Here is an 18,866-nt window from a genome sequence, read left to right as displayed (position 1 = left end):
TGCCAGGGTTATGGGAAGCTGCTTGTGTCATGTCACTATCCTGCTAAAAAATCGTTGATAAAGGCGGCGTTAACGCCTGTGGCCGGTGTGTAGCCTGCGTTCCAGATACTGGCTGTAGCGCGACATGCTGAAACAGAAGATCCAGAACATGAAGGCCGCAAAGACATAGCCTTCCAGCGAGAAGCCCAGCCAGCGCGAGTCGGCCAGTGCCGCTTGCACGATCCCCAGCAGATCGAATAGTCCGATGATCATGACCAGGGTCGTGTCCTTGAACAACGAAATGAACGTGTTCACAATACCAGGAATCATCATTTTCAGAGCCTGGGGCAGTACGATCAGACCCATGCGCTTCCAGTAGGTCATGCCGAGGGCGGCGGCGGCTTCTTCCTGGCCTTTGGGAATGGCCTGCAAACCACCGCGAATGACTTCGGCCATGTAGGCGCTCTGGAACAGCGTCAGGCCGATCAGGGCGCGCACGAGACGGTCCACGCTGACCCCGGTAGGCATGAACAGTGGCAGCATCACCGAGGCCATGAACAGCACCGTGATCAGCGGCACACCACGCCAGAACTCGATAAAGACGACGCAGAAGCTCTTGACGATGGGCATGTTCGAACGCCGCCCCAGGGCCAGCACGATACCAATCGGCAGCGCACCTACCATGCCCACGGTGGCCAGCAGCAGGGTCAGCATCAGGCCGCCCCAGCGATGGGTCGGCACACGCGGCAGGTCGAAATAGCCGCCGTGCAGCAGCACGTAGGCGATCACGGGGAAGCCGACCAGCGCAAACACGGCCACCCAGCGCTTGAAGGGCAGGCGTGGAATCGCCAGCCAGGCAATCAGGGTGAAGAACCCGGCAAAGACGATATTGGCACGCCAGATTTCCGAGCGCGGGTACAAGCCGTAGATGAACTGGGTGAAGCGTGCGTTGATGAACACCCAGCAGGCGCCTTCCCGGGAGCAGTCTTCGCGGGAGGTGCCTACCCAGTCGGCGTTGATGAACGCCCATTGCACCGTGGGAACCACGAGCAGGTAGAGAATATACAGGCCGATCAGCGTAAAGATCGTGTTGATCGGGCCGTTGAACAGGTTGCTGCGTAGCCATGCCACAGGGCCCACGGAGTTGCCGGGCGCTGGCCTTGGCTCGATCATCGTTTGGTTATGAATCATTTGAGTGTCCTCGCCAACGGCCTAGCGTTCAACCAGCGCCACACGGGCGTTGAACCAGTTCATGAACATGGAGACCAGCAGACTGATGGTCAGATAAACCGCCATGGTCATGGCAATGACCTCGATGGCTTGGCCTGTCTGGTTCAGCGTGGTGCCCGCAAAGACCGAAACGAGGTCCGGATAGCCAATGGCGGTGGCCAGCGACGAGTTCTTGATCAGGTTGAGGTACTGGCTGGTGAGCGGGGGGATGATGACCCGCAGTGCCTGCGGAATGACCACCAGACGCAGCACCAGGTTACGCGGCAGGCTCAGCGCTTGTGCGGCCTCGGTTTGGCCATGGGAAATGGCCTGAATACCGGAGCGCACGATTTCAGCAATGAACGCTGCCGTATAAATCGAGAGCGCGAACCACAGTGCCAGGAACTCGGGAATGACAGTGATACCACCGCGGAAGTTGAAACCGCGCAGCTCGGGGACATCCCAGGTGATCGGCACGCCGGTGGCAAACATCACTAGCAGGGGCAGGCCGAATATCATCGCGAAGGAGATCCAGTAGGCTGGCAGGCGCTTCCCCGTGGCCTCTTGGCGGCGCTTGTTCCAGATCACCAGTGCAATGCTGGCGATGATCGCCGCAATGAAGGTGGCCGGAATCAGCCCGAACCCGGACTCGAATAACGGTTCGGGAAGATACAGGCCGCGCACGTTGAGAAAGATGACCTCACCGAACGCCAGGCTGTCACGGGCGCTGGGCAGCGTCCGCAATACGGCAAAGTACCAGAAGAAAATCTGCAGCAGCAGCGGGATGTTACGGAAGGTTTCGATATACGCCGTGGCCAGTCGTGCGATCAGCCAGTTGGGCGACAAACGGGCAATCCCGACGATGAAACCGATGATGGTGGCGGCAATGACCCCCAGTGCGCCCACCAGCAGAGTATTCAGCAGGCCCACGAAGAAGGTGCGGCCATAGGTGCTTTGGGAGGAGTAGTCGATCAGACTTTGAACGATCCCGAAGCCTGCGGTGTTGTTAAGAAAACCGAACCCGGTAGTGATCCCGCGAGAGGATAGGTTGTCTTGAACATTACCGACGATATAGAACAGAAACGCAATAACGGCAGCAATGAGTAAAAACTGAAAGATCAGCGCACGCTTTGCGCGATCTCGCCAGAACGGAGGCTTTTGGCCAACGGGGCGAGCGTTAGGTCTTACGGACATGGATGGCGTCTCCGCTACACGGAAGGTCAATCAAATGGCCCGCCGATACCCTTGAGTGTTGATGGCAAGGGCCGGCGGGCCGGGGTCAAGCGAGACGCTTAGCGAATCGGCGGTGCGTACTGGAAGCCACCCTGGTTCCACAGAGCGTTGACGCCCCGTTCGATTTCCAGCGGTGAATCCATGCCGACGTTACGTTCGAAGCTTTCTGCGTAGTTACCTACCTGGCTCAGGATGTTGTAGGCCCACTCGGCATCCAGACCCATGCCTTCACCGTAGTTGCCGTCCTGACCCAGCAGGCGAGCCACGTCCGGGTTATCGGAATCGCGCATCTCTTCGGCGTTTTCGCTGGTCACGCCGTACTCTTCACCGTTGATCATGGCGAACAGAGACCACTTGACGATGTTGAACCACAGGTCGTCACCCTGACGTACCACGGGGCCCAGCGGCTCCTTGGAGATGACGTCGGGCAGGATCATGGCAGCAGACGGGTCGTCCAGCTGAATACGCAGTGCGGCCAGCTGAGAGGTGTCAGAGGTCAGAACGTCACAGCGTCCCGCCTGGAAGCCACCCACGGTTTGCTCGGATGTATCGAAAACGATGGGATCGAATTCCATGCCGTTGGCGCGGAAGTAGTCAGCCAGGTTCAGCTCGGTGGTGGTGCCGGACTGGATACAGATCGCAGCGCCATCCAGCTCGGAGGCGTTGGAGATGCCCAGGTCGGTAGAGACCATGAAGCCTTGGCCGTCGTAGAAGTTCACGCCAGTGAAGTTCAGGCCCAGCGTGGTGTCACGGGTGGTGGTCCAGGTGGTGTTACGTGACAGGATATCGACTTCGCCAGACTGCAGCGCGGTAAAGCGCTCGACGGCGTTCAGGGAAATGTAGTTAACGGCGTCCGCATCGCCCAATACGGCGGCAGCCACGGCACGACATACGTCAACATCAAGACCTTGCCACTCGCCGCTATCGTCCGGCGCGGAAAAACCTGGCAAGCCATCACTAACGCCACACTGTACGGCACCGCGAGAGCGAGTTTCTTCTAATGTGTTCGCCTGCGCGGTAGCGATACCGGCCAGCGTAATTGCACCCGCAGAGGCAAGCAGTACCAGGTGTTTCTTGTTAACCATGTGTGTTCCCCTTCCTCGATTTAATGATGTTATGCATGTCGATGCATGCCTAAAAGCTAGCAAGGAAGGTGCCAAAAAAGATATGTCGGCAAATTCAGCGGTTTTCAACGTAAAATCAGCGAATTTATCGAAAGTATTGGTGCGAAAAAGAGTGCCAGCGACTACGCGATGCTCTGTTTTGGTGCGTAGCCGCTGGCGCGGGGAGAAAACTGCTGACGTTCGCCGATCAGCGAATCGGCGGTGCGTACTGTATACCGCCGTTATTCCATAGCCCGTTGAGGCCTCTAGCTATGTTGAAGTCCGACCCTGAGCCGACATTGCGGTCATAAACGTCGGCGTAATTACCCACCTGCTTGACGACCTGGTAGGCCCAGTCGGCGCTGATGCCCATGGGGCTGCCGAAATCTCCATCCTGGCCCAGCAGGCGCTGCACGTCAGGGTTGTCGCTGTCGAGCTGCTCGTCCACGTTTGCCTGGGTGACTTCCAGCTCTTCGGCATTGAGCATGGCAAACAGCGTCCATTTGACGATATTGAACCACTGGTCGTCGCCCTGGCGCACGGCCGGGCCCAGCGGCTCCTTGGAGATGATCTCGGGCAGCACCACGGCCATGTCGGGGTCGGCCAGCTGCATCCGCTGGGCATAGAGCTGTGAGGCATCGGAGCTCAGCACGTCGCAGCGGCCTGCTTCGAACCCGGCAATCGACTGCTCGGGAGAGTCGAAGACCACGGCATCGTAGGTCATGCCGTGGATTCTGAAGTAGTCGGACAGGTTCAGTTCGCTGGTGGTGCCCGACTGGGTGCATACCGCGGCGCCGTCCAGCTCCTTGGCACTCTGTACGTTCAGGTCGCTGGCGACCATGAAGGCCTGGCCGTCGTAATAGCTGACGCCGGTAAAGTGCATGCCCAGTGTGGTATCGCGGCTGGAGGTCCAGGTGGTGGTGCGCGACAGGACATCCACTTCACCGGACTGAAGGGCCGTGAAGCGCTCCACGGAGTCCAGCGGCACGAAGTCCACCTTGTTGGCATCGCCTAGCGCGGCGGCGGCAATGGCACGGCAGATGTCGGTATCCAGGCCCCGGTATTGGTCGTCGTCATCCAGTGACGAGAAACCGGGCTGGGCGGCATTCACGCCGCAACGCAGGCTATCGCGATTCTGGACGGTGTCCAGCGTGCTGGCCATGGCGATGGCCGGTGCCAACAGGCTGGCCCCTACTCCCAACCAACGAACACTCTTCATGTGTTATTCCTTGACGTCGAAGCGCGCCGATCAGCGCGCATAAAAAAAGCCGAGCAGCGCCCGGCTTTTCCACTAACGGTGCCCGCTCTCACGCAAAGGCTTTGCGCATGAAGGGGGGCAGCGCCAGGGCTCCACGATGGGCCTCTGCTGTGTAGTACTGTAGCGGCATTTCGTGGCTGGCGGCAGCTTCTTCGCGGAAGCTTTCAACGCTGGTGCCTTTACCTGCCAACGTCACGCTCCACCAGCCAGAGGGGTAGACCGGTTGGGGGAAGGGCAAAGTGACCACGCTGTCGAAGCCCGCTTCGCGCATGTCGTTGCGTAGTTCGCGAATGATCGAACCGCTATGGTAAAGCGGCGACTCGCTCTGCTGCACCATCACTCCGCCACTTTTCAGAATACGGTGGCAGCGTTTCAGGAAGTCGGTCTTGAACAGGCCTTCGGCCGGGCCGACCGGGTCGGTGGAGTCGATGATCAGCAGGTCGATACTCTCGTCGGCCGCGTCGTCCACCCACTTCACGCCGTCGGCAAACAGCAGCTCGGCGCGGGGGTCGCCGTTGGCTTCCACGAGTTCGGGGAAAAAGCGCTCGGCGGCCTTGGTGACTTCCTCGTCGATATCGATCTGGGTGACCTTCTCGACGCCCGGATGGCGCAGCACTTCTTTCAAGGTGCCGCAGTCGCCGCCACCAATGATAACCACGCGCTTGGGGTCCTGATGGGTGAACAGCGCCGGGTGGGCGATCATTTCGTGATACAGGAAGTTGTCGCGGTCGGTGAGCATCACGCAGCCGTCCAGCACCATCAGGTTGCCGTAGGTTTCGGTGGCGTACACTTCCAGGTGCTGGTAGGGGCTTTGCACATCCAGCAGTTTTTCAGAAACTTTCAGCGAGAAAGCGCTGCCGTGGCTATCAAAGACTTCGGTAAACCACTGGTCGTCGCGTAGGTCGCTCATTGCTTGGCTCCTGGGCATGAGTCGTTCGATTGAGTCGGAATGCCCTGATGGTACTGCGGGCTCAAGTCGTGCAGCGCCTCCATGAAGGCGGTGACATGATCAGGGTTGGTGAACTGGCTGATGCCATGGCCCAGATTGAAAACGTGGCCAGGGCCGTGGCCGTAGCTCTCCAGTACGCGAGCCACTTCCGCACGAATGGCCGAAGGGCGCGCAAACAGCACGTTGGGGTCCAGATTGCCCTGCAGGGCCACCTTGTGGCCCACGCGGGCGCGGGCGTCGGACAGCTCGGTGGACCAGTCGATGCCCAATGCGTCGGCACCGGCACAGGCAATGTGCTCCAGCCACTGGCCACCGTTTTTGGTGAACAGAATCACCGGTACGCGACGGCCATCGTGCTCGCGGATCAGCCCGGAGACGATCTGCTCCATGTAGCGCAGCGAGAACTCCAGGTAGGCCGGGGTGGACAGCGCGCCGCCCCAGGTATCGAAAATCTGTACCGCTTGAGCGCCTGCGCGAATCTGAGCGTTCAGGTAGTCGGTGACCGCTTGCGCCAGGGTGTCCAGCAGCTGGTGCATGGTGTCGGGCGTGTCGTACAGCATGGTCTTCAGGTGACGGAAGTCCTTGCTGGAGCCGCCTTCGACCATGTAGGTGGCCAGTGTCCAGGGGCTGCCGGAAAAGCCGATCAGCGGCATGCGGCCGTTGAGCTCACGACGGATCGTGGAGACCGCCCGCATCACGTAGTCCAGGTCGCGCTCGGCATTGGGCACGGTGAGCGCGGCGACTTCTTCGGCGGTGCGTACGGTCTTCTTGAATTTGGGGCCTTCACCGGTTTCGAAGTACAGGCCCAGCCCCATGGCATCGGGGATGGTCAGAATGTCCGAGAACAGAATGGCGGCGTCGAGCGGGTAGCGCTCCAGCGGCTGCAGGGTGACTTCACAGGCCAGGTCATGATTGCGGCACAGGTCCATGAAGCTGCCCGCATCGGCGCGGCTGGCGCGGTACTCGGGCAGGTAACGGCCCGCTTGACGCATCATCCACACCGGAGTGCGGTCGACAGGCTGGCGCGCCAGCGCGCGAAGAAAACGGTCGTTCTGCAAAGGTGTGGTGGTCATAAACACTTGCTCTTGGAAAATTTGCCCGCATTGTAAGGGAGTCAGCACATCCGACGATAGGAATTGTACGTGAAGTTGGGCAGCGGTGGCGCCTGTTGGCTGGCCAACATCGTCGCACCCCGGCCAATCGTGAGGCTTGCGCCACTTCCTGTTAGACTATGCGCCCACTTGCCAACACTGATGTGGATAACTGGCCTGGTTCATCTGTGAGGTAATCCGTGACCATTCGCTTCATCGCCGCTTCCCGGCTGCCCACCCCCTGGGCCACGTTCACCATGCATGGCTTCGAAGACGATGCCACGGGGAAAGACCATATTGCGCTCACCCTGGGCGATGTGAGCGATGGCGCGCCGGTGCTGGGGCGGGTGCACTCCGAGTGCCTGACGGGCGATGCGCTGTTTTCCATGCGCTGCGACTGTGGCTACCAGCTGCAGGAAGCCCTCAAGCGCATTGCCAGCGAAGGCCGCGGGGTGCTGCTGTACCTGCGTCAGGAGGGGCGCGGTATTGGCCTGCTCAACAAGATTCGCGCCTACCACTTGCAGGACCAGGGGGCGGATACCGTGGAGGCCAACGAGCAGCTCGGCTTCGGTGCCGACATGCGCCGTTACGATCTCTGCGTGCCGATGCTCGAGCATCTGGGCGTCACGGCCCTCAAGCTGATGACCAACAACCCCCGCAAGGTCGATGCGCTCACCCGCGATGGGGTCAACGTGGTGGAGCGTCAGCCCATCACCACCGGCCTCAACCCGCATAACGAGCAGTATCTGGCCACCAAGGCGGGCAAGCTGGGCCACATGATGGCGCTGGATGACTTCACCCAGGCCAGCGATGTGGATATCGAGCGCAAGGGGTGATAATGGTGGGGCGTCAGAGGTCGGGAGCGCCCCAGTATGAAAGCTGTACGAAAAGAATCGTATGTCGGCGTGCATGAACCGCCGCTTGAAGAGCAGGGGGAGTTCAGCCCCCTCGAAGAGTGGCTGCACAGCGTTACCCATGGCATTGGTGCGGTGCTCAGCTTGGTGGGTATGGTCATATTGCTGGCGGCGGCCAGCGTAGCTGCTCACGTGGATGCCTGGAAAGTGGTGAGTCTGAGTCTTTACGGCACAACGCTGCTACTGCTTTACACTGCCTCGACCCTTTACCACGGCATTTCTCATCGCCGCTGGAAGCAGCGTTTTCAACTGCTTGACCATTGTGCGATTTACCTCCTTGTCGCAGGCACCTACACCCCCTTTCTACTTTGCCGTTTATAGCACCGTATTGCCCAACGCTTCGGCGGCGTAATGGTTATTTACTGGCAGCACGGCTGCCCAGGGTCTTGGCAGGCCTGGCGCAAACGGCCATGATCCGCCTGTTGAAGAGCGGTGAAGACGATCCCCCTGGAGAGAGCAGGTGCTGCACTTATGGCTTGCACCCGGAGGGAAAGTTAGCTGATAAGACTTTTCGTACAAACCCCAAGTCGAAAAACTCACGCTTCAAAATATTAAGCCTAAAGTAGTATTAGGGGTAGCTCCTGTCCTGGATGTAGGTAATGCTGTGTGGCCTGAACAATCACGGCGGGTTGGCATAGCGATGCCTATCGCCACACCCGTAACGACATTCAACAAGATTTTTCCAACAAGAGGATTGTCATGAGCACTGTTAACAACGCCCACGACACGACCATGCCGTCGGTGCTGGGCAAAAAAGACAGTACTGATGAGATGGTGCAGCGCATAGGCCACTTGACGCGACTGCTGCGGGACAGCATGAAAGAGCTGGGCCTGGATCAGCAGATCACCCAGGCGGCGCAAGCGATACCGGATGCCAATGACCGTCTAAACTATGTCGCCTCCATGACGGAGCAGGCCGCAGAGCGGGCATTGAATGCCGTTGAGCGTGCTCAGCCGTTACAAGACGGTCTTGAGGAAGAGGGCGCCGCACTTAATAAGCGCTGGCAGTTGGCGACAGCGAAGCTGGCGACGATAGAGGGTGATCCCAGTCTCCTCGAAGACACCCAGGACTTTTTGAACAACAAACTTCCCAGCGCAACCGGGGCGACGCAAAAAGAGCTGCTTGAAATCATGATGGCTCAGGACTTCCAGGATCTCACCGGGCAGGTGATCAAGAAAATGATGGAGGTCATCAAGCTCATCGAAGAGCAGCTTGTTCAGGTGCTTGTCGATAATGTGCCCCACATCACCGATGGCGTTAAGGTGGAAGATAGCCGAGATGAGCATGCCAAGCTGCGGAACGGACCGCAGGTGAACCAAAATAAGGCAGATGTGGTAGCAGGGCAGGAACAAGTAGACGATCTGCTGGATGAGCTGGGCTTTTAGACCAAGCCAAGCGACATCGAGCCAAAACCATTGCCATGCGTTGCCAGCAACGGTTTTGAAAGCGTTTAGCGATGGATCAATGCTTTGCTGCGGCCTGCTCCTTCTCCGCGGCACGGGCCAGCGCCGGGCGGTTGGCATGGCGGGCGCGGTAGGCCACCAGCGGTTCCGGCAGGCGGTGTTTCATGCTCGCTGCCCAGCTCAAGGTGTGGGTCAGGAAGAGGTCCGCCAGTGTGAAGGTATCGCCCACCAGCGTCTCCTGGCCGTGGTAGCGGCGCTCCAGGGCGGTCTGGGCGCGCTGAAATTCCCAGGCGGCGGTGGGCAGTACGGAGGGCACGCGCTTGTCCTGAGGCAGGGCGAACTTGTGCTTGGCCTGCAGCCACAGCGGCTGCTCGATTTCGGTGACGATGAAGCTTAGCCACTGATCTACCTGGGCGCGTTCCTCTACGCTGTGTGGCAGCAGTTGGCCTTCGCCATACCGTTCGGCGAGATAGCGGCAGATGGGCGCGGATTCGAACAGCGTCAGTTCGCCGTCTTCCAGCACGGGTACCTTGCCATCCGGGTGGCGAGCGAGATGCTCGGCGCTTTGCCCCGCGCCCTGGTCCAGGGCTACGTGGTGGCACTGGTACGCCAGGCCCAGCTCTTCCAGCGTCCAGGCGGCACGCAGCGAGCGGGAGTTGGGGAAGCTATAAAGGGTGATCATGGGGCGGCTCCAGGCAGTACCGTGAAGCCTTCACTGTAGCCACTGCCTGAACGCCTGTCACGGGGCTACTGGCCCCGCGCTGCGCGGATGCGCTCGTAGGCATTGCCAATCTCGCTGGTGCGGGCCTGCGCCACCTCGCGCATGCTCTCCGGAAGCCCCTTGCCCGCCAGCTTGTCCGGGTGATTCTGGCTCATCAGGCGACGATACGCTTTCTTGATCTCGGCATCGCTGGCGTCTTCGGCCACGCCCAGTACGCGATAGGCATCCTTCAGAGCTTCCTCGCTGGCGCCTTGAGAGTTGGCCGCCGCGCCATGCAGCATGGCTTCGATCTGCTGTACTTCGGCCTCGCTGCAGCCAACGCCCCGCGCCACGCGCAGAATCATCTCATGCTCGGCGGGGTGCAGGACCCCATCGGCGGCAATCGCGCTGAGCTGAACCTGCAAAAATACCTGGCGCAAAATGGGCTGACGCTGGGTCAGGCGATTGACCTTGGCCAGCTCGGCCTCCAGATCGAAGTCGTCGGCACGGCCCCGTTCGAAGGCGGCCCGCGCCTTGGCGCGGTGCTCGCCCTGCAAACGCATCTGATCGAACAGCTTTTCGGCCACGCCCAGCTCACCTGGCGTGACCTTGCCATCGGCCTGGCAAAGGCAGCCCATCACCGAAAAGATCGACTCCAGGAAACCTTCCTGCAAACGCGTGCGGGCGGCATTCAAGCGGCGCCCCAGCTGGCGTGCCAACCACCAGCCCAGACCCGCTCCCACCAGCAGGCCCACGGGGCCGCCGCTGGCAAGGCCAATCAAACCAAACAGAATCATCAAAAAAAGCATAACGGTCTCAACAAGTTAGTCAGTAGGCTCAAGGCGACGGCAGGCGCGAACGAATGGCTGCTTCGATGCCGACAGCATCCAGTCCGCAGTCGCGCAGCAGCTCGGCGGGGGTGCCGTGCTCGACGAAGCTGTCTGGCAAGCCCAGGTTCAGGACTTCGACCTGAACGCCTTCGCTGTGGAGCAGCTCATTCACCGCGCTGCCCGCGCCGCCCGCAATCACGTTCTCCTCCAGCGTGACCAGCAGCTCGTGTTCGTCGGCGGCGTGCAGCACGGCGTCGCGATCCAGCGGCTTTATGGAGCGCATGTTGATATGCGTTGCATTGAGCTTCTCGGCCACCTCGGCGGCGGCACCATTGATGCTGCCAAAGGCCAGCAGGGCGATGCGCATGCCGTCGCTGGTGCTGGTGCGACGAACCTCGGCCTGGCCAATCGCCATGGGCTCCAGATGGTCTGGAATGGCCACGCCGGGGCCGGTGCCACGGGGGTAGCGAACGGCGGCCGGGCCCGGGTGGTGGTAGGCGGCGCTGAGCATGGCGCGGCACTCTGCTTCATCGGCGGGGGCCAGAATCACCATGCCGGGCACGCAGCGCAGGAACGACAGGTCCATGCTGCCGTGGTGCGTCGGGCCGTCTTCTCCCACCAGGCCTGCTCGGTCGATGGCGAAGGTGACATCCAGGTCCTGAACGGCCACGTCGTGGATCAACTGGTCGTAGCCACGCTGCAGAAAGGTCGAGTAGATGGCGACGACGGGCTTCATGCCCTCGCAGGCCATGCCTGCGGCCAGGGTGACCGCGTGCTGTTCGGCAATCGCCACGTCGAAATAGCGTTCGGGGTAGGTCTGCGCAAAGCGAATCAGATCCGAGCCTTCGCCCATGGCGGGAGTGATGCCCATCAGGCGCGGGTCGGCGGCGGCCATGTCGCACAGCCAGTCACCAAACACATTGCAGTACTTCTTCTTCGGCGCAGCGGGGGGCTTCACCGGGGGCGCGCTGGACGCGGGCACTTTTTCCAGCTTGGTGATGGCGTGATAGCCAATCTGGTCGGCCTCTGCCGGCAGGAACCCTTTGCCCTTGACCGTCTTGATATGCAGAAACTGAGGGCCTTTCTGGTCACGCAGGTTGCGCAGGGTCTGGGTCAGCGCGTCCAGGTCGTGGCCGTCGATGGGGCCCACGTAGTGAAAGCCCATCTCTTCGAAGAGCGTTGCTGGGCTCACCATGCCCTTCATGTGCTCTTCGGTGCGCTTGGCAAACTCCAGCGCGCCGGGCAGATGCGAGAGCACTTTCTTGCCCTCTTCGCGCATTTTCAGGTAAGGCTTGCTGGAGAGCATCCGCGCCAGATAGGTGGCGATACCGCCGACGTTCTCGGAGATCGACATCTCGTTGTCGTTCAGCACCACCAGCATGTTGGCGTTGACGTGCCCCGCGTGGGCCAGCGCTTCGAAGGCCATGCCCGCGGTGAGCGCGCCATCGCCGATGATGGCGCACACGCGGCGCGGGTCGTTTTGTGCCTGGGCGGCCAGGGCCATGCCGAGCGCCGCCGAGATCGAGGTGCTGGAGTGACCAACGCCGAAGGTGTCGTACTCGGATTCGGCGCGGCGGGGGAACGCGGCCAGGCCGCCGTGCTGGCGGATGCCGAGCATGGCTTCACGGCGGCCGGTGAGGATCTTGTGGGGGTAGGCCTGGTGGCCTACGTCCCATACCAGGCGGTCTCTGGGGGTGTGGAAGGCGTGGTGCAGGGCCACGCTGAGTTCCACCACGCCGAGCCCTGCGCCAAAGTGGCCGCCGGTGACACCGACGCTATACAGCAGATAGGCGCGCAGCTCGTCGGCCAGCTGCGCCAGCTGGCCAGGACTCATGGCCCGCAGGGCTGCGGGGTGATCAAAGGAGTCGAGCAGCGGCGTCGCCGGGCGCTCGCGGGGTATCTCGTCGAACAGCTTCATAGGCGGCATGTTTTCATGGGTATGTTGTGAAAGGCATCGTTAGTGGTCGCGCTCGATCATGTAATGGGCAAGATCGGCCAGGGGCGCGGCGGGCTCGCCAAGCGGGGCGAGCGCAGCAATGGCCTCGTCGATCAATGCGTTCGCTTTTTGCTGGGCGCCCGCCAGCCCGAGCAGGCTGGGATACGTGGGCTTGGCGCGGGCAGCATCGGCACCGGAGGCTTTGCCCAGCGTGGCGGTGTCTCCGGTGACGTCGAGAATGTCGTCGTGAATCTGGAAGGCTAGACCAATGGCGCGTGCATAGCGAATCAGTGCCGCCAGGCGTGGGTCATCGGCCTCGACGGCAATCAGCCCACCCATCCGGACCGCCGCCACGATCAGCGCCCCGGTCTTGTGGGCGTGCATGTGCGCCAGTGCCTCGACATCCGGATGGCCACCCACGGCTGCCAGGTCCAGCGCCTGGCCTGCCACCATGCCATCGCGGCCAGCGGCCACCGCCAGGGTAGACACCAGCGCAGCCAGGCGCGGGTGCGGGCGGCTGGCCATGACTTCAAAGGCCAGCGCCTGCAGGGCGTCGCCTGCCAGAATGGCCGTGGCTTCGTCGTAGGCCTTGTGCACCGTGGGCTGGCCACGACGCAGGTCGTCGTCATCCATGGCGGGCAGGTCGTCGTGGATCAACGAGTAGGCGTGGATCAGCTCGATGGCCGCCGCGGGGGCGTCCAGGGCGTCGTCTTCTGCTCCCAGGGCACGCCCCGCCAGATAGACCAGCAGCGGGCGCAGGCGCTTGCCGCCCACCAGCAGGCCGTGGCGCATGGCTGCCTCCAGGCGCGCCTCGACGGCGGGCCGAGACTCGAACAGCGCCGCCAGGGTGGCATCGACGCGGGCGTTGCTGGCGCGGCGCAGCGTGGCCAGCGGTGTGTCGTGGGCCGTTACCATGGGGGCGTTTCCTCGCTGTCGTCGTGTCCCTGAGCGGCTGACGGCTCTGGTGCGGCATGGAAGGGAGCCACGTCCAGCTTGCCTTCGGGGGCTTCGCTGAGCGCGCGCACTTTCAGCTCGGCACTGTCGAGGCGCTGCTGGGCATCGCGAGTGAGCCGCACGCCCTGCTCGAAGGCGGTCAGGGCATCTTCCAATGAGAGTTCGCCTGACTCCAGGCGTTCCACGATGGTTTCAAGCTCGGTCACCGTGGCAGCAAAATCTTGGGGAGGGGTGCTCATGGTCAATGCCTACCGTTTGTCGTGGGCCCTGTGCTCGGTGCGGGCGGCGAAAGTGGCCGGATGCCAGTCAAATAAACGCACAGTATACACCGAGGCAAGGGGGTGGCGTCTGCCTCCCGCTGGCGGGATTCCTCGACGTGTGCCGGGTTCATCTTCAAAACGCAGACTTTTCATCATCCGGGAGCGCTGAGAAAGGCGGGGGCTGTGCTACCATACGGGCCTTCCGTGAACCGATACACGGCGCCTGCCGCCGACCATAGAGGTTGATTCAGCCATGGCCAAAACGTCCCTGGAAAAGAGCAAGATCAAGATCCTGCTACTCGAGGGCGTCCACCAAAGCGCGGTGGACAATTTTCACAACGCGGGTTACGAAAACATCGAGTCTCTCTCTACATCGCTGGATGAAGAGGCACTGATCGAGAAGATCCGTGATGTTCACTTCCTCGGCATTCGCTCCCGGACGCAGTTGACGGAGCGCGTGTTCGATGCCGCCGAGAAACTGGTCAGCGTGGGCTGTTTCTGTATCGGGACCAATCAGGTCGACCTGGATGCGGCGCTCAAGCGCGGTATCGCGGTCTTCAATGCGCCGTATTCCAACACTCGCTCGGTGGCCGAGCTGGTGCTGGCGGAAGCCATCATGCTGCTGCGCGGCATTCCCGAGAAAAACGCGCTGGCGCACCAGGGGGGCTGGTTGAAATCGGCCAAGAACTCCCATGAGGCGCGCGGCAAGACGCTGGGTATCGTGGGCTATGGCAGCATTGGCGCTCAGCTGTCGGTGCTGGCGGAGTCACTGGGCTTCAACGTGATCTACTACGATGTGATCACCAAGCTGGGCATGGGTAATGCCAGCCAGGTCGCCAGCCTGGAGGAGTTGCTGGGTCGTTCGGACGTGGTCAGCCTGCACGTGCCGGACCTGCCCTCTACCCGCTGGATGATGGGTGCGAAGGAAATCGCTGCCATGAAGGATGGTGCGATCCTGATCAACGCCGCCCGTGGCAGCGTGGTCGAGATCGAAGCGCTGGCCGACGCCGTGAAGGCTGGCAAGCTGAACGGTGCCGCCATCGACGTCTTCCCGGTCGAGCCGAAGGGCAACGATGAAGAGTTCCAGAGCCCGCTGCGTGGCCTGCACAACGTGATCCTGACGCCGCATATCGGCGGCTCGACGCTGGAAGCGCAGGAGAACATCGGGGTCGAAGTGTCCGAGAAGCTGATCACCTACTCGGATAACGGCACCACGGTGACGTCGGTCAACTTCCCCGAAGTAGCGCTGCCTGCCCACCCGGACAAGCACCGCCTGCTGCACATCCACGACAACGTGCCCGGTGTGCTGTCGCAGATCAACCGCGTGCTGTCGGAAAACGGCATCAACATCTCCGGCCAGTACCTGCAGACCAACGACAAGGTGGGCTACGTGGTCATCGATGTCGACAAGGCCTACGGCCCGCAGGCGCTGGAGGCATTGAAGCAGGTAGAGCACACGCTGAAGATTCGTGTTCTCTACTCGGCGCAGAACAGCTGATCTCGCCCCTTCGTGCAATAAAAAACGGCCCCTCTGGGGCCGTTTTGCCTATCAGGCCAGGTCGAACAGCAGTACTTCGCTGGCCTCGGTGCACGCCAGCGCAACGTCCTCGCTGGGGGTGAAGGCCGCCGCGTCTCCGGTGCGCAGGATTTCTCCGTTCACTTCAACGGCCCCTTTCACCACATGCAGCCAGGCGTGGCGGGAAGGTGGCGCTGCCAACTGATCACCCGCGCTCAGCAGGCTGGCATACAGGTTGACGTCCTGATTGACGCCCACCGAGCCGTCGCGGCCATCCTGAGAAGCGACCAGGCGCCACTGGCCCTGGCGTTCGGCCGTGGGGAACGCCTTCTGCTCGTAGCTGGGCGAGATGCCCCGCTGGGCCGGTTCGATCCAGATCTGCAGGAAGTGTAGGCCGTTTTGCTGGGAGTGGTTGAACTCGCTGTGCAACACCCCGGTACCCGCCGACATGCGCTGTACGTCGCCAGGGCGCATGACCTCGCCGTTGCCCATGTTGTCCTTGTGCTCCATTTCACCTTCGAGCACGTAGGAGATGATCTCCATGTCCCGGTGGGGGTGGGCGCCAAAGCCGTGGCCTGGGGCGACCCGGTCTTCGTTGATCACCCGCAGGGCGCGAAAGCCCATGTGCTCAGGGTCCATGTAATTGGCAAACGAAAAGGTGTGGTACGAGCGCAGCCAGCCGTGGTCTGCATAGCCGCGCTCGTTGGAACGACGAATCTTCATGAACGGTACCTCGTTATTCAGTCAGGTTGTTGCCTTCTATATGTCTCCTACTATACGACCGAGTGCGCCTGGCGTGGGGTGAAGCTTTCTCAATGGTGGCGTCGAAATAATCGACGATTGAGGGCTGTCAGGAGGGTGGCTGGCAGGTGCGTGCAGATGCACGCGCGGCGCGCTTTTTGCTATCATGCGCGGGTTTATTCACCCGGTCCGCCCTTTACGAGGGCGACTACCAGGAGCACTTCATGACGACCCCCACTTCCACGCCGCCCATCGTGGTGGCTGCGCTATACAAATTTGTCACCCTGAACGACTTCGAAGCGCTGCGCGAACCGCTGCGCCAGACCATGCTGGCCAACGACGTCAAAGGCACGCTGCTGTTGGCCAAAGAGGGCATCAACGGCACCGTGGCCGGCAGCCGTGAAGGCATCGATGCGCTGCTGGCCTGGCTGACCGCCGACCCGCGCCTGGCCGATATTGATCACAAAGAGTCCTATTGCGAAGAAACGCCGTTCTACCGCACCAAGGTGAAGTTGAAAAAGGAGATCGTGACGCTGGGCGTGCCGGGCATCGACCCTAACGACACCGTGGGCACTTACGTCGAGCCGGAAAACTGGAACGACGTGATCTCCGACCCGGAAGTGCTGGTGATCGATACCCGTAACGACTACGAAGTGGCGATTGGCAGCTTCGAAGGCGCTGTCGACCCCAAGACCACCACCTTCCGCGAGTTTCCCGAGTACGTGCGCCAGCACTACAACCCGGAGCAGCACAAGAAGGTGGCGATGTTCTGCACTGGCGGTATTCGCTGCGAGAAAGCCTCCAGCTTCATGCTGAAAGAGGGCTTCGAAGAGGTGTACCACCTGAAGGGCGGCGTGCTCAATTACCTGGAAAAGGTGCCGGAAGCGCAGTCGCTGTGGCGCGGCGAGTGCTTCGTGTTCGATAACCGCGTCACCGTGCGCCATGATCTCACCGAGGGCGAGCACGAGCAGTGCCACGCCTGCCGGATGCCTATCTCTCAGGAAGATATGCAGTCGTCGGCTTATGAACCAGGTATCAGCTGCCCCCACTGCATCGACTCACTGCCTGAGAAAACCCGCGCCGCCGCCCGCGAGCGTCAGCGCCAGATTGAGCTGGCCAAAGCCCGTGGTGAGCCTCATCCGCTGGGCTATAACCATCGCCAAGGCACTCGCGAGAAAGCGTAATCATCCTGGTCGACGATGTGGCAGAAGGCATCGATGCGTTTATCGAAAAGCGCGCGCCTCGCTGGCACCATCGCTAGTACACGCTGCTAGCCATTGGTGGAATTTGTTTCCGTAAACGCGACAGCGCCCCCTGCGGCGCGTTATCCTGCTGGCTTTTTACGTATTGAGCGCCGTCAGGAGAGTAGTCAGGTGAGTGAAGTCAAGCGCAGGTCAGTCGGACGTCCGGCGGGAGCCACGAAAGCGAGCGGCGGGCATAGCCAATCGTTGGTGCGTGGCCTCACGCTGCTCGAATATCTATCCGCTAGCCCGCTGGGCCTTGCGCTTTCAGAGCTGGCGGAAATGGCTGACCTTGCCCCTTCCACCACTCATCGCCTGCTTCAGGCGCTGCAAAGCCAGGGCTTTGTCACCCAGGAGAGCGAGCAGGGCCTGTGGCGAATCGACGTAAAAACCTTCCGAATTGGTAACAGCTTTTTAGAAGCACGCGACGTGGTGGCCAAAAGCCGCCCGTTTTTGCGCCGCTTAACCGCAGAAACCGGCGAAACGGCGAACCTGGGTATCCGCGATGGCGCCACGGCGGTGTTTTTGGCCCAGAACGAATCGCCGCAAATGATGCGCATGATCACGCGGCTGGGGTCGCGGGCACCGCTGCACGCCTCTGGGGTGGGCAAGGCGCTGCTGGCCTGGATGAGCGAAGAGGAGCGCAACGCGCTGCTGGCAGGCGGGTACGAGCTGGCGCGCGTCACGGAAAACACGCGTTATCAGGTCGATTCGCTGTTGGCGGAAATGGCCGCCATTCGTGCCCAGGGCTTTGCCTGTGACCGTGAAGAGCACGCCATTGGCCTGCACTGCGTGGCCGCGTGTATTTTCGATGAGCACGCCACCCCCTTGGCGGCCATTTCCGTTTCCGGGCCCATGGCGCGCATTCCAGAAGATCGCCTGCTGGCGTTGGGGGCGCTGGTGCGTCGCACGGCCGACGACATCACCCTGCAAATGGGTGGCCAGCGGCCTCGTTAATTGCCGATGATTGCTCATGTTTAGTCTGTTTTGGGTGGCACTCGCCAGTGCCACACTACTGCCGGGCGGCTCTGAAGTGTGGCTGGCCAGGCTCTGGTGCCTGGGTGAGCCCGCGCTGGGGTTGTGGCTGGTCGCCACGGCGGGCAATACGCTGGGAAGCGTGATCAACGTGGCCATGGGCCGCTATGCCCGCCAGTTTCAGGACCGTCGCTGGTTCCCTGCATCACCGCAAGGGTTGGCCCGCGCAGAGCGTTGGTACCATCGCTTTGGTGAGTACAGCCTGCTGTTGTCATGGCTGCCGGTCATAGGCGACCCGCTCACCGTTCTGGCAGGCGTTATGCGGTTGGCCTGGTGGCGGGCGCTGCTCTGGATCGTGCTGGCCAAGGGCGCGCGCTATGCGCTGTTGATCGTCATGGCCCAGCAGTGGCTGGCCCCTTACTGCCAATAAGGCACTGCTATGCGATTGCCTGAAAACTGCGCGACGGTGTCTTCGTGGTGCGCCAAAAGCAGTCGCGTTAACGTCTCTTGCATTCAGGTATGTTACCCTAGCGTATGTTATGTCAGGTTTGCATTCCTGAAGGATGCACTATT

The 18,866-nt window shown here is 61.4% G+C and carries 18 protein-coding genes and 1 pseudogene; 7 read left to right on the top strand and 12 right to left on the bottom strand.

Translation table 11 applies throughout. From position 1 onward, the window contains the following. Positions 1-69: 69 nt before the first annotated feature. The 6 genes from LG409_RS17625 to hemE all read right to left on the bottom strand — a co-directional run bounded on the left by LG409_RS17625 (position 70) and on the right by hemE (position 6,804). Positions 70-1,170, bottom strand: coding sequence for an amino acid ABC transporter permease (locus tag LG409_RS17625; protein ID WP_227407297.1), 1,101 nt, complete (start codon positions 1,168-1,170; stop codon positions 70-72). 21 nt (positions 1,171-1,191) lie between these two features. Beyond that, positions 1,192-2,382 (bottom strand): amino acid ABC transporter permease, encoded by a 1,191-nt coding sequence (locus LG409_RS17620; RefSeq protein WP_227407296.1) that lies wholly within the window; start codon positions 2,380-2,382, stop codon positions 1,192-1,194. 98 nt (positions 2,383-2,480) lie between these two features. Further along, positions 2,481-3,506, bottom strand: a complete 1,026-nt coding sequence (locus tag LG409_RS17615) for an amino acid ABC transporter substrate-binding protein (RefSeq protein WP_227407295.1) — start codon at positions 3,504-3,506, stop codon at positions 2,481-2,483. Between the two features lie 226 nt (positions 3,507-3,732). After that, complete coding sequence (locus LG409_RS17610) at positions 3,733-4,743, bottom strand: amino acid ABC transporter substrate-binding protein (RefSeq protein ID WP_227407294.1); 1,011 nt, start codon at positions 4,741-4,743, stop codon at positions 3,733-3,735. Positions 4,744-4,831: 88 nt separating this feature from the next. Next, positions 4,832-5,692, bottom strand: coding sequence for a polyamine aminopropyltransferase (gene speE, locus LG409_RS17605; RefSeq protein ID WP_227407293.1), 861 nt, complete (start codon positions 5,690-5,692; stop codon positions 4,832-4,834). Next, on the bottom strand, positions 5,689-6,804 hold the full coding sequence (hemE, locus tag LG409_RS17600) for a uroporphyrinogen decarboxylase (RefSeq protein WP_016915400.1): 1,116 nt from the start codon (positions 6,802-6,804) through the stop codon (positions 5,689-5,691). Before hemE ends, speE begins: the two co-directional genes overlap by 4 nt. Before the next feature lie 218 nt (positions 6,805-7,022). On the opposite strand from hemE, the gene ribA reads away from it, so the two are divergent. The 3 genes and pseudogenes from ribA (at position 7,023) to cheZ (ending at position 9,122) form a co-directional block, all read left to right on the top strand. Then, the gene (gene ribA / locus LG409_RS17595) at positions 7,023-7,658 is read left to right on the top strand and encodes a GTP cyclohydrolase II (protein WP_039178678.1); all 636 of its coding nucleotides are present in this window, start codon (positions 7,023-7,025) and stop codon (positions 7,656-7,658) included. Between the two features lie 36 nt (positions 7,659-7,694). Then, a pseudogene (gene trhA, locus LG409_RS17590) lies at positions 7,695-8,054 on the top strand (PAQR family membrane homeostasis protein TrhA); the annotation flags it as partial. A gap of 414 nt (positions 8,055-8,468) precedes the next feature. Further along, on the top strand, positions 8,469-9,122 hold the full coding sequence (gene cheZ, locus LG409_RS17585) for a protein phosphatase CheZ (protein ID WP_422822528.1): 654 nt from the start codon (positions 8,469-8,471) through the stop codon (positions 9,120-9,122). A 76-nt stretch (positions 9,123-9,198) separates the two neighbouring features. Here cheZ and LG409_RS17580 read toward each other — a convergent pair whose 3' ends face one another. The 5 genes from LG409_RS17580 to LG409_RS17560 form a co-directional block, all read right to left on the bottom strand. Then, positions 9,199-9,822, bottom strand: a complete 624-nt coding sequence (locus LG409_RS17580) for a glutathione S-transferase family protein (protein WP_227407292.1) — start codon at positions 9,820-9,822, stop codon at positions 9,199-9,201. Positions 9,823-9,887: 65 nt separating this feature from the next. Continuing rightward, positions 9,888-10,649, bottom strand: coding sequence for a co-chaperone DjlA (djlA, locus tag LG409_RS17575; protein ID WP_189463616.1), 762 nt, complete (start codon positions 10,647-10,649; stop codon positions 9,888-9,890). Positions 10,650-10,677: 28 nt separating this feature from the next. Next, the gene (gene dxs, locus LG409_RS17570; RefSeq protein ID WP_200885465.1) at positions 10,678-12,588 is read right to left on the bottom strand and encodes a 1-deoxy-D-xylulose-5-phosphate synthase; all 1,911 of its coding nucleotides are present in this window, start codon (positions 12,586-12,588) and stop codon (positions 10,678-10,680) included. 39 nt (positions 12,589-12,627) lie between these two features. Further along, positions 12,628-13,521 carry a farnesyl diphosphate synthase gene (locus LG409_RS17565; RefSeq protein ID WP_227407291.1) on the bottom strand — a complete coding sequence of 298 codons (894 nt, stop codon included), beginning with the start codon at positions 13,519-13,521 and terminating at the stop codon, positions 12,628-12,630. Then, the gene (locus LG409_RS17560) at positions 13,515-13,799 is read right to left on the bottom strand and encodes an exodeoxyribonuclease VII small subunit (RefSeq protein ID WP_039178661.1); all 285 of its coding nucleotides are present in this window, start codon (positions 13,797-13,799) and stop codon (positions 13,515-13,517) included. Before LG409_RS17560 ends, LG409_RS17565 begins: the two co-directional genes overlap by 7 nt. 274 nt (positions 13,800-14,073) lie before the next feature. Between LG409_RS17560 and serA the strand changes: the two genes are divergently transcribed. Then, on the top strand, positions 14,074-15,318 hold the full coding sequence (serA, locus tag LG409_RS17555; protein WP_039178658.1) for a phosphoglycerate dehydrogenase: 1,245 nt from the start codon (positions 14,074-14,076) through the stop codon (positions 15,316-15,318). 51 nt (positions 15,319-15,369) lie between these two features. Here serA and LG409_RS17550 read toward each other — a convergent pair whose 3' ends face one another. After that, positions 15,370-16,059 carry a pirin family protein gene (locus LG409_RS17550; protein ID WP_227407290.1) on the bottom strand — a complete coding sequence of 230 codons (690 nt, stop codon included), beginning with the start codon at positions 16,057-16,059 and terminating at the stop codon, positions 15,370-15,372. A gap of 242 nt (positions 16,060-16,301) precedes the next feature. Between LG409_RS17550 and trhO the strand changes: the two genes are divergently transcribed. The 3 genes from trhO (at position 16,302) to LG409_RS17535 (ending at position 18,723) form a co-directional block, all read left to right on the top strand. Next, positions 16,302-17,261: an oxygen-dependent tRNA uridine(34) hydroxylase TrhO gene (gene trhO, locus LG409_RS17545; protein ID WP_227407289.1), complete on the top strand. Its 960-nt coding sequence runs from the start codon at positions 16,302-16,304 to the stop codon at positions 17,259-17,261. A gap of 189 nt (positions 17,262-17,450) precedes the next feature. Next, positions 17,451-18,275 carry an IclR family transcriptional regulator domain-containing protein gene (locus tag LG409_RS17540; RefSeq protein WP_227407288.1) on the top strand — a complete coding sequence of 275 codons (825 nt, stop codon included), beginning with the start codon at positions 17,451-17,453 and terminating at the stop codon, positions 18,273-18,275. Positions 18,276-18,291: 16 nt separating this feature from the next. Beyond that, positions 18,292-18,723 (top strand): YqaA family protein, encoded by a 432-nt coding sequence (locus LG409_RS17535; RefSeq protein WP_227407287.1) that lies wholly within the window; start codon positions 18,292-18,294, stop codon positions 18,721-18,723. The last annotated feature ends 143 nt before the right edge of the window (positions 18,724-18,866 follow it).

The sequence above is a fragment of the Halomonas sp. NyZ770 genome, from assembly GCF_020616575.1.
GTDB lineage: Bacteria > Pseudomonadota > Gammaproteobacteria > Pseudomonadales > Halomonadaceae > Vreelandella > Vreelandella hamiltonii.
Note: the sequence above shows the minus strand (reverse complement) of the source record. Positions and strands in the feature narration are given on the sequence as shown.

What these genes read in the sequence shown, in the direction of transcription:
- LG409_RS17625 (WP_227407297.1), bottom strand. Translation starts at nt 1,170, where the DNA reads ATGATTCATAACCAAACGATGATCGAGCCAAGGCCAGCGCCCGGCAAC.
- LG409_RS17620 (WP_227407296.1), bottom strand. Translation starts at nt 2,382, where the DNA reads ATGTCCGTAAGACCTAACGCTCGCCCCGTTGGCCAAAAGCCTCCGTTC.
- LG409_RS17615 (WP_227407295.1), bottom strand. Translation starts at nt 3,506, where the DNA reads ATGGTTAACAAGAAACACCTGGTACTGCTTGCCTCTGCGGGTGCAATT.
- LG409_RS17610 (WP_227407294.1), bottom strand. Translation starts at nt 4,743, where the DNA reads ATGAAGAGTGTTCGTTGGTTGGGAGTAGGGGCCAGCCTGTTGGCACCG.
- speE (WP_227407293.1), bottom strand. Translation starts at nt 5,692, where the DNA reads ATGAGCGACCTACGCGACGACCAGTGGTTTACCGAAGTCTTTGATAGC.
- hemE (WP_016915400.1), bottom strand. Translation starts at nt 6,804, where the DNA reads ATGACCACCACACCTTTGCAGAACGACCGTTTTCTTCGCGCGCTGGCG.
- cheZ (WP_422822528.1), top strand. Translation starts at nt 8,469, where the DNA reads ATGCCGTCGGTGCTGGGCAAAAAAGACAGTACTGATGAGATGGTGCAG.
- LG409_RS17580 (WP_227407292.1), bottom strand. Translation starts at nt 9,822, where the DNA reads ATGATCACCCTTTATAGCTTCCCCAACTCCCGCTCGCTGCGTGCCGCC.
- djlA (WP_189463616.1), bottom strand. Translation starts at nt 10,649, where the DNA reads ATGCTTTTTTTGATGATTCTGTTTGGTTTGATTGGCCTTGCCAGCGGC.
- dxs (WP_200885465.1), bottom strand. Translation starts at nt 12,588, where the DNA reads ATGAAGCTGTTCGACGAGATACCCCGCGAGCGCCCGGCGACGCCGCTG.
- LG409_RS17565 (WP_227407291.1), bottom strand. Translation starts at nt 13,521, where the DNA reads ATGGTAACGGCCCACGACACACCGCTGGCCACGCTGCGCCGCGCCAGC.
- LG409_RS17560 (WP_039178661.1), bottom strand. Translation starts at nt 13,799, where the DNA reads ATGAGCACCCCTCCCCAAGATTTTGCTGCCACGGTGACCGAGCTTGAA.
- serA (WP_039178658.1), top strand. Translation starts at nt 14,074, where the DNA reads ATGGCCAAAACGTCCCTGGAAAAGAGCAAGATCAAGATCCTGCTACTC.
- LG409_RS17550 (WP_227407290.1), bottom strand. Translation starts at nt 16,059, where the DNA reads ATGAAGATTCGTCGTTCCAACGAGCGCGGCTATGCAGACCACGGCTGG.
- trhO (WP_227407289.1), top strand. Translation starts at nt 16,302, where the DNA reads ATGACGACCCCCACTTCCACGCCGCCCATCGTGGTGGCTGCGCTATAC.
- LG409_RS17535 (WP_227407287.1), top strand. Translation starts at nt 18,292, where the DNA reads ATGTTTAGTCTGTTTTGGGTGGCACTCGCCAGTGCCACACTACTGCCG.